This window comes from Cytophagia bacterium CHB2 (genome assembly GCA_030263535.1).
In the GTDB taxonomy this organism is placed as follows: domain Bacteria; phylum Zhuqueibacterota; class Zhuqueibacteria; order Zhuqueibacterales; family Zhuqueibacteraceae; genus Coneutiohabitans.
On sequence record SZPB01000231.1, the window covers coordinates 1 to 10,382 of the forward strand.

Annotated in this window: 5 protein-coding genes; all 5 read left to right on the forward strand. The window is 53.9% G+C overall.

Annotation, left to right across the window (positions count from 1 at the left end; genetic code table 11):
• A partial coding sequence (locus FBQ85_19810; protein MDL1877380.1) for a M24 family metallopeptidase occupies positions 1-605 on the forward strand: 605 nt, incomplete at its 5' end.
• Between the two features lie 6 nt (positions 606-611).
• Positions 612-1,592 carry a glycosyltransferase family 2 protein gene (locus tag FBQ85_19815; GenBank protein MDL1877381.1) on the forward strand — a complete coding sequence of 327 codons (981 nt, stop codon included), beginning with the start codon at positions 612-614 and terminating at the stop codon, positions 1,590-1,592.
• A gap of 17 nt (positions 1,593-1,609) precedes the next feature.
• Positions 1,610-5,935: a T9SS type A sorting domain-containing protein gene (locus FBQ85_19820; GenBank protein ID MDL1877382.1), complete on the forward strand. Its 4,326-nt coding sequence runs from the start codon at positions 1,610-1,612 to the stop codon at positions 5,933-5,935.
• 372 nt (positions 5,936-6,307) lie between these two features.
• Positions 6,308-8,044, forward strand: a complete 1,737-nt coding sequence (locus FBQ85_19825) for a T9SS type A sorting domain-containing protein (GenBank protein ID MDL1877383.1) — start codon at positions 6,308-6,310, stop codon at positions 8,042-8,044.
• Between the two features lie 31 nt (positions 8,045-8,075).
• The coding region (locus FBQ85_19830; GenBank protein ID MDL1877384.1) for a hypothetical protein at positions 8,076-10,382 on the forward strand (2,307 nt) is incomplete at its 3' end.

The following is a 10,382-nucleotide window of genomic DNA, read 5'->3' on the forward strand; positions in this document are numbered from 1 at the left end:
TGCATGCGGGTGTGCGCGAAGCCGACCTCGCGGCTGAAATTATTTATCGCGGCCGCAAAGCCGGCTCCGAGGCTGATGCCTTTGAGCCGCTTGTTGCCAGCGGCCCGCGTTCGGCATTGCCGCATGGACGCAGCTCGATGCGGCGCTTGCAGGCAGGCGATATGGTGATTATTGACTACGGCTGCGTGTTCGAAGGCTATGCTTCGGACGTAACGCGCACGATCGCCGTGGGCGAACCCACGGCGCAAATGCGCGAAGTCTATCGCGCCGTTAAAGAAGCCGGAGAACTCGCCTATGCCGCGCTTCGCCCCAACATGAACGCGATCGATCTCGACAAAGTCGCGCGCGAGCATCTCAAAGCGAAGGGCTTTGGCAATCATTTCAATCATGCGCTCGGCCATGGCCTTGGCCTGGACGTTCACATGTTGCCGCGCCTCGGCCCGGAAAGCAAAGATGTGATTCCACCCGGTTGTGTGCTGGCGATTGAGCCGGGCGTCTATCTGCCCGACCTCGGTGGCGTGCGCATTGAAGACGATGTCTTGGTGACCGCAAACGGCGTGGAAGTGTTGACGCCGATAACACGTGAGTTGATTTGCGTCGAATAAAGCGCGATGCCGCCCGATCATCTCGCCATTATCATCGTCACCTATCAAAGCGCCGCGCACATTGGCGCGTGCCTGGCCTCGCTGCCGCTAGCGGAGGCCCGCCGCTCGCTTTCGATTTATCTCATTGACAATGCCTCAACCGATCGTACCATGGAAATCGTTGCACAGGCCGTGCGTCATTTTCCGGCACACCGCGTTCATACCACATTCGTCAACAATCACACCAATCGTGGATTCACCGCTGCCTTGAACCAGGGTTTGGCGGCTGCTCCCGGCGGCGCGCCGGTGTTGTTCTTGAACCCCGATACCATCTTCCCGCCCGCGAGCCTGTCACAACTTCTCGAACAACTCTATGCGCACGATGGCACCGGTGTGATTGCGCCGCAATTGCATTTTCTGCCAACACGCCTCACCGTCGATGCTCGCCCGGCGAACGCTGTGGCGCCACGCATATCCGATGAAACGATCCAACCCTCGTGCCGGCGCTTTCCGCAATATGCTGATTTGTTTTTTGAATTCACCGGCCTGTCACGTTTGTTCCCGCGTTCCCGCGTGTGCAATCGCTGGAAGATGGGCGATTTCGATCATCGCTCCTCGCGCGCAGTCGATCAACCGCAAGGCGCGTGCCTGCTCGCACGCCCGGAAGTTGTCAAACAAGTTGGGTCCTGGGATGAACAATTCCCTCTGTTCTTCAGCGATGTCGATTGGTGTCGCCGGGTTTGGCAGGCGGGTTGGAACATTCGTTTCAGCAGCGAGGTCAAAATCTATCACGCGCTCGGCGCCAGCATCAAACAGGCGCGACCAGCCGCGATTTGGAGCTCGCATTTTTCGTTTTGGCGTTATTTTTGGAAGTACCGCCGATCGTTTTGGGAAAATATTTTAATTGTTTCCCTGTGGCCTCTGTTTCTTTTGACTGCTATGGCGCGCATTGGTGCATATTTCCTGCTCTCTCCGTGGCGTAAATTGGCGGGAGTTTCACATTCTTGAATTCAGCAATCAGCTTTATGTTCGTTTTGATTTCACATGGCTTTTTTCGACGGCGCTGCTGCCTTGTTGCCAGCTTCCTGATGATTCTCGGGGCGGAACGAGAGTCGATTTCTCAAGCGCCTTCATTGGTCGCCTCTTCAGCTCCCCGGGAAATCATTCTTAAAGTGCGGGCCTCCACCTCACTGCAAAAGAAAAGTGGAGACACAATTGCATTCGATTCCGCGAGTCAACTTCATGTTCGCTTGCGCGCCCTGGGAAATTATCGCGCGTTGGCAGCCTTGCCCGAATCCGGCAATGCGGAGATTAATCGATTTGTCTTGCTTCGTTTTGATGATGCTGATGTCGATATGACGACGGCATTGGATTCCCTTTCTGATTCTCCTGAAATCGAGTATGCGCAATTCAATCACGTGTTGCATTGTGACGGCTTTACGCTAGCAAACAATGCGCCGGGAGATGCTCCAAATGACTCACTTTATTCGCGGCAATGGGCCTTGCAAACCCTGCACGCGCCGGAAGCCTGGCAAATCAGCTCCGGCGCAGCAAACGTCTTGATCGCGATGATTGACACCGGCGTGGAGCTGGATCATCCCGATTTGCAGACAAATTTGTGGATCAATGCCGGTGAAGATTTGAACGGCAATGGCAGGGCGGAGCCTGCCGATTACAACAACATTGATGATGACGGCAACGGTTTTATCGATGATGTCATCGGCTGGGATTTCACCGACGCGCCCGGTTTTCCTGATGCGGGCGATCACCTGGATCGTGACAATGATCCCTCTGACGACAACGGCCACGGTACGGCCGTGAGTGGCATCATTGCCGCGCAGGCAAACAATCGCATCGGTATTGCCGGCCTCGCACCGCAATGCCAGGTGATGGCGTTGCGCGCCGGCACTAGTCAGGGTTTGCTGGAAGAAGATGATGTGGCCTCGGCCATTGTTTATGCCGTGATGAACGGCGCGGCGGTGATCAACATGAGTTTTGGCGATGTGGTGGTCTCGCCGATGCTGCGCGACGTCATACAATTTGCGCATCGCCGCGGCGTTGTGCTCGTTGCTTCCGCGGGCAACTCGTCAACAGATACACCGCATTATCCCTCCGCTTATGCGGAAACGATTGCCGTGGGCGCAAGCATGCCTGATGATCGTTTGGCCGCGTTCTCGAATTATGGAACAACGCTCGATGTGGTTGCGCCCGGCACAGAAATTTGGACCACAAGCTTGCGAAAATCTTATGCCCAGTTTGGCGGCACTTCGGCCGCAGCCCCGTTCGTCTCCGCTCTTGCGGGACTGCTGCTTTCGCGCTCGCCGGAGTGGAACAATGAGATGATTCGCGCCGCGCTGCAGAACAGTGCCGTGGATTTGGGCGAGCCTGGATGGGATCGTTCCTTCGGCGCCGGTAGAATCGATGCCGCCGCTGCATTGGAGTTGGAACAGCTCTCACGTTGTGAAATTCACGCGCCGGAAATGGATGCCGGTTTCGATGGCAGCACGAGCCTTGTCATTCGCGGCACGGTGTTGGGCGCTTTCCTCAAAGAATATGAATTGTCGTTCGGCGCCGGCGATAATCCGGCGGAATGGCAAGTTATTGCCTCGGGGATGACGCGCCAGGCGCTGGATGATTCACTCGGCCTCTGGGTGGTGCAGGGATTGCCGGACGGCACTTATACGTTGCGGCTCGCTGCGCATTTGCAAAACGGCCAAACGCATGAAGACAAAACCCGCATTTTTCTCGATCACACGCCGCCCCAAATCGATCGCATCAAAACCACGCCAATGATCGACAGCAACCGCCACAGTGTTTTGCTCGAATTCGCCACCGATGATTTGTCGCGCGCGACATTGTGGTGGCGAGCGCGCCATGCGAATGCCGCGTTCGCGCCGCTCGCGTTGAATTATTTGACTGATGCACATCGACTCAATTTTTCGCAAACCCTGGCAACCGGTGAGATCGAGTTTTATCTCGAAGCGGTCAATCGCGCCGGCTTGCAAACGATAAATGATAACCACGGGCAGTATTTCTTATTTCGGCTCGATCAACCGGAAATTGCCTCGTTTTCGTTTGTGGAAATCCCTTTTGCGCCGGCCGCGCAAATTCCCGCAGGTTTGTTGCTGCCGCGCGCCACAGATTTTGATGCGGATGGCAATGCAGAATTGCTGCTTTCGGTTTATGATCAAAACAATGCCATCGGTTTATTGACGATCTTCGAGCACAACCGCGAAGGCTTTACGCCGCAATTCAACTCTTCGCGCCCGCTTATTCCGCGCGATGTGGGCGACAGCGATGGCGACGGCAAACTCGAATTGCTCGCCGGCATTGGCCCCAAGAGTTTTATTTATGAAGCGCCGGAAATTGGCGCGTTTCCCACGCAACTGGTGTGGGCGGACAGCAATGAATTTTGGGCGAGCCGCTTCGCGGATTTGGACGGCGACAATCGCGTTGAAATCGTTGCGCGTGACGACGCAGAATTCATGTTGTGGGAACATCGCGGCAATCACGTTTATGATCTGATCTTCACATTTGAAAATTTCACCGCCGGCTCGAATTACCTCGGCGTGCCGCACAGCGAAATCGGTGATTTTGACGGCGACGGCCAGCAGGAAATTTTGTTCGGCGACGCGGACGGCGATTTGTACATCTATGAAACGGTGGACAACAACAGGTTTGCGGCGACCTGGAGCGACAGCCTGCCGCTGGTGGACAGCATTGATTTCATTCGCGCCGGCGATTTTGACGGCGACGGCCGCATGGATTTTGCCGCAGGCTGCCACTCCAGTCCGGAGTTGAACGCCGAGCATGAATTCGATGCCCGGCACTGGCTCTTTCGCATTTATCGTAGCAGCGGCGACAATCGCTTTGACGTGATGTGGGAACAGCGTTTTTTCGGATTTCAACCGCCGCAAAATTTCGACGCCGGGCTGGGTGCGGGAGATATTGATGGCGACGGCCGGGACGAGCTTTTTCTCAATCTCTTTCCGGATGGTTATGTCGTTGATTACGACGAAGCCCAAAATGGCATGCGCGTGATTTGGCATTATGCGCCGGTGGCCAGCAACACCACAGTCGTTACAAATCTGGGCCAATCTCAAACGCATGCTTTTTGTTTTTCGGATGGAATGAACCTGCGCGCCTTTCAGCCCCTTGGCAGTCAAACCGGCGCGCCGCCTCCAGGCAGTATCGCTGCACGCCCACGAGATGCCGCAAGCGTGCAATTGCAATGGCAACCGGTCGCGCAGGCCGAAGGCTATGTTGTTTATCGCGGCAAAGTTGACAGCGAAGATGATTTCACTGCAATTGTCAATGCCGCCGAATATCTCGACACCGATTTGGTTGCAGAACAAGCTTATCGCTATGCCGTTGCCACGATTGACAGCCAGCGCGTGCAGATTGTGGGGCCGCGCTCGCGCGAGGTGATTGCGCGCCCTTCTCTTGCGCCGCGCGTGTTGCACGCAACATTCTTTGCACCGCAACACGTGGCTGTGAGGTTCTCGGAACCGATGCACGAAACCATTCGCGTTAACGGCCGCTTTTGTGTTCGGCGAGTTTCAGATGACTCGCTTTCCTGCCGCACGCCGGAGAGCGTGGTATTGAGCCGATCGAACAGCGAAGTGATTTTAACCTTTGCCAAGGAAATTTTGACGCCCGGCGACTACGAGATTGAGGTGACGAATGCGTTTGACGCTGATCGAGTTGCGCTGGACTCGCTTTATGCGCGCGCGCGTTTTGGCGTGACCGAAGCAGAGCCGCGCTTTTACCTCAGCTCGGCGCGGCTGGAGTCGCCCAAAAGCGTGCGGCTCACATTCAATCTGCCAGTTGATCCCCTCAGCGCCGGCATGCTGGACAACTACAGCATTCGCATGCATAATGAATCCGCATTGCAGCCAACATTAAAAAGCGCAGAAGCACTCGGTGATGATGCTGCGAGCGTGCGCCTACTGCTGGGCGAGGGCTACATCGCAGCCACCGGATTGAATTACCTGATAACCGTTCACGGCGTGCGCAGCGCCAGCGGAATTCCGCTGATAAAAGGAGAAGGCGACGCCGCAGGCTTTGCCTCGGCAGCCGCGAATTTGGACGAGGTGAAGGTGTTTCCCAATCCGTTTGTAGCGAGCCGGCATGAGAGGCTCACCATCAGCGGATTGACGCCGGCAGCCACCATTAAAATTCTCGATCTGCAAGGCCGCGTGCTGGCAACCTTCACTGAAACCGACGGCAACGGCGGTTTTGCCTGGGATGCTCGCGATCAACAAAGAAATCCGTTGCCTTCCGGGGTGTATGTGTGTTACGTTACCTCCGGCTCTCAAACGGCGTGGGTGAAGTTTGTGATCATTCGGTGAGCGATGCCCGTCTTATTTAGCTAGGAGGACTATTGTAATCTGAGCTTGGCATTTTCATTTCGGAGTATTACTTTCCCACCGCGCTGCCGGAACAAGGATGTTTTTTCACCTAATGACTTTTGGCAATCGAAATCGGTAATTCATATTTGTTCAGCCACGGCTTGGCCGTGGCTTGACCTCAGTAGATGCCACGGCCAAGCCGTGGCTGAACCTTACCGAACTTGAATGTCAAAACTCATAAGGGGGTGGAGCATGTTGCGCCGTGTTTTAGCTGCTCGCTTTAGCAATTTTTTTGAAAAAGAATTCAAGGCCCGAGTACACCCTGAACCGTGTGCTCGGGCTTTTTGTTTTTGCATCGACTCTGGAGTCTGAATGATGAAATCTTTTCGAGACTGCAGCCGCCCATTCTGGCTGGTCATGTGCGGCATGCTCATTTGTTCGGCAGAAGCGCCGGCGCAATGGTCGAACGACCCACGCGTGAACACGGTGTGGGAACAGAATGAAAACCAGGGTGCGCCACTGATTTGCACCGACGATGAGGGCGGCGCGATTGTGACATGGGGCTCCGAGCGCGGCATTTTTGCCAATCGCGTGGATAAATTCGGTTACCGCCAATGGGGCAGCAATGGTGCGCCGGTTTCTCCGCCGGCCGGCTTTCGCACGCCGACCAACATCATTCCCGACGGCCTGGGCGGCGCTGTTATTGTTTGGGAAGATTTCACCAAAAGCTTTGAATTGGGCGTGCCGAACAATCCGGAAAACGAGATGTACGTGCAGCGCGTTGACCGGCAAGGCCGAAGGCTTTGGGATTCATCCGGCGTCATCATTCGAGAGCGAATCGAGAAAGCTGGCATTGGGGATTTTGAGATTTTAAGCGACGACTATCAAACCTTCATGATCTCCTGGTTTGACCAGCGCGAGCCCTGGCAGTGGTATGTGCAGCGCATTGATGCATACGGTCAAGTTGCTTTTGAACCGAATGGCCGGCCTGTACCGATTGAAAGTTTTGCAAACAATGCCAGACGCCGTGTCGTTTCGGACGGCAAAGGCGGAATGCTTATGACGCGCTTTCGTCAAAATGCCAACCAAACGGCAGCGGTGGATAAAATCACTAAAGAAGGTGAATTCCCCTGGCCAACGGAAGGTATTTCTGTTAATACGGGAGGGGCATTTGCTACGACCAGTGACGGGCAGGGGGGAGCAATTATTGCTGGAGTTTATTTTACCTCGCCGTCACCAAGCAATGTTGCCGAAGGCAGGATTCAACGCATTGATTCCGCTGGCAGCTTGTTGTGGGGTGAAAATGGAAAAACATTTACGCCAGACGCCGATGTTCGAACCGTTCCTCATCTTGTAAATGATAATGACGGTGGCGCCTTGGTGACATGGGATGACACAACTGGCGGCCAACGACAACGCTTTGTAGCTCGTTTCAACTCCCGGGGTAAAATGTTATGGAAAACTCAGGGTTTTCGCATCTGGTATCATTCCACCATAGCCCCAACAATTATTGGTAATGACAAAGGCAGCATGATTTGGTTGGTTGTCGACTTTAACACTACCGCAGGAGATCTTTTTGCATTCAAGGTCGATTCCAATGGAACTGTGCCTTGGGGAATGGAGGGAGTTTTAATCCGTCATCGTGATTTTGAAGAATGGCCATATTTTTTGGAAGCCACCCGTGATGAACAAGGGGGCTTCATTGCCGTCTGGAGTGAAAGGCGCCCGTCGTTTTGGCAAAATCTGGCATTGCAACAAGTCAGTGTGAATGGCAAACTCGGGGAGGTTGTCACTTCTGTTCACGAAAGACATGAGGTCCCAACTCATCCTCAGGATTTCGTCTTTCATCACCCTTTTCCCAATCCGTTACAACCAACCGTCAATCTGAGCTTCTACTTGCGCAAGCCATCACAGGTACTGTTGCGTGTCGTTAATCTCACCGGCCAGGAAATCGTGCGGCTTGTCGATCAACCGCTGGCTCAGGGGAATCATGCGATAAGCTGGGATGGGCGCAGTCAAAATAAAAAGGAGGTGGTCGATGGAATTTATTTTTGCCAGTTGTTCGTGGACAACGTGTCGCAAGTGCGTAAAGTTGTAGTGCTGCATTGACAGAGTTACCCTTAACTTGGAGACAAGAGCCATGAAAAAGCAACAAATAATTTTTATGATCCTATTGTTGGGCATGATAAATGGCCCTGACAACAGTCATGCACAAGAAGTCATGTGCCCCATGGATGCCACCGGAAGCCCGGCGGCGCCGCCTGCCACTTTGCATGTCGGCGTCATTCTGGTGCAGTTCAGCGATTGGCAGACAAATACCGACGCTCGCGGTGGTCGTTGTCATATTCATCAGACAGACAATGACTACACCTACCAGATGTATTACGATCATCTCTTCGGCACCAATTATCGTACAGATCCCTATGGAAAGCAGACCCACGACGAGGAAGACCTTTTCGGCAGCCTGAAAGAATATTTCGATGAAATGTCTTACGGCGATCTCACCATTACCGGTGACATCATCAATCCTCATCCCGATCCGGATGCCACGCCAACCTTCGTTACTTTAACCCAAACCAAAGCCTATTGGGAAGGTCAATCAATCTCACCCGCTGCTCTGCTCAACGCTGCTCTTGCTGTCAGTGGCTATAGTATCAGCGGTTATGACAAAATCGTGGTGATCTATGCCGGCAGAGGCGGAGGCAGCGGTTTACAGCCTGCCGCATCCGGCTATCCTTTTAAGTCCGGTTATTTCGTCTACCAGATCCACGAGAAAACCAGTAGTGACCGTGGACGCACACAAACGCTAGGCACCTTCGAAGGCATAGGCACCCACTGCCACGAATTCGGCCATTTACTCGGCTTGCCCGATATGCAAATTGATAGCGCAACATGGCCCGGAGGATTGCGAGAATTCGACTTGATGGCAAACGGCAACCAGGGCTTTATGGATGGAAATCACGACAACACGTCAATTGGCGGTTATCATGCGCCTACGCCGCTCAGCGGTTGGGGCAAGTTGGTATTGGGGTGGGCGACTTATACCGATATTGCCACAGATCAAACCATCAATTTCCCCTCGTTTGATGAGAGCAATAACATTTTTGTCCGTTTCGTCAACGACTCAGATCATGACAATTGGTACGAAGGCGAGTATTTCATCATCGAAAACAGACGGCCGGCATTCGCCAGCGGCAAGCGCTCGTTTGATGGCGACATGATGAATGGCCTGTTGATCTTTCATCGCGCTAATACTCCTCATGCCTCGACTGATTTGAACCTTGACGTTGTGGAGGCGAACGGCGTTGATGAGGCGGGATCCTATATCGGTAGCTGTAAAAATGCGCACCTTTTCCCGGGCACCACGAACAACACGGCTTTCACACCCTTGAGTAATCCCAGCAGCAACATTAGAAACGGCCCGCGCTCGGGTTTTGCGTTGACCAACATCGCCGTCAATGGCAACGGCATCAGTGCTGACGCATATGTCAATTATCTGGTCAGCAACAGTACAGACGCCACGGCCTCAAATAATGCCCGAAAGCTTGTGCGGGATTCTTCCGGCAATTATCATCTGGTTTACGAGAGCGAGGGCGAGATCTATTATCAACACTCCACAACGGGCACGGGAAACTGGCTGGGATTGATGCGCCTGAGCGCGGGCAACGGCAACAACAAATTTCCCTGCATCGCCGAACGCGGAGGCAATATCTACGTTGCCTGGCAACGCCAATACATGAGCACTCACAATATTCACTTTCGCAGCCATGTATCCGGCTCATGGGGTTCAGTACAAACTTTGGCCACCGGCGTTGGCGCGAATCCGCCGCTGCCTGTTATCACCACCCCGGCCACGAGCAAGCTCATGGTGGTTTATCGCACCTCCAACAATTTTTATTACCGGGTCTCAAGCAATGATGGCAGCTCGTGGGCGGCTGCAACTGCGGTTCCCTGGCCCGGCGCCAGTGACAGCGCGCCAGCTCTTGCACCAACCACCACGTATTGGGGAAATGGCACGCGGTCTTGCCTGGTCTATGCGTATAACAATGGGTCTACCTACAATATTTATTACCAGTACTATCGTAATGGACCCGATTCAGCCGAAGGCTGGAACACCACACGCACGAATCTTTCATCAATCGTTCCCGGCTCTTACAACAGCCACAAAAAGCCGTCGATTGCGCCAAGCGGCACCTCCGGTGACAAACGGCTTCATGTCGTTTGGGAAGCGAGATCAGGAACATCTGGAAATTACTATGTGATCATCCACCGCAAAGCCACGGATTGGTACACCTGGCCCAACGTGTACTCCGTGACTTATTATGAACAGCAAAAAGAGCCTTCCATTACCGGTCTGGCAAATGACACCGCCGAGCTGCTGTTCAAATATGCTACGCAGAATCAAATCTATAAAATGCATTATGACGGCTCTTCGTGGGGCTCGCCG

What these genes read in the sequence shown, in the direction of transcription:
- FBQ85_19825 (MDL1877383.1), top strand. Translation starts at nt 6,308, where the DNA reads ATGATGAAATCTTTTCGAGACTGCAGCCGCCCATTCTGGCTGGTCATG.
- FBQ85_19820 (MDL1877382.1), top strand. Translation starts at nt 1,610, where the DNA reads ATGTTCGTTTTGATTTCACATGGCTTTTTTCGACGGCGCTGCTGCCTT.
- FBQ85_19815 (MDL1877381.1), top strand. Translation starts at nt 612, where the DNA reads ATGCCGCCCGATCATCTCGCCATTATCATCGTCACCTATCAAAGCGCC.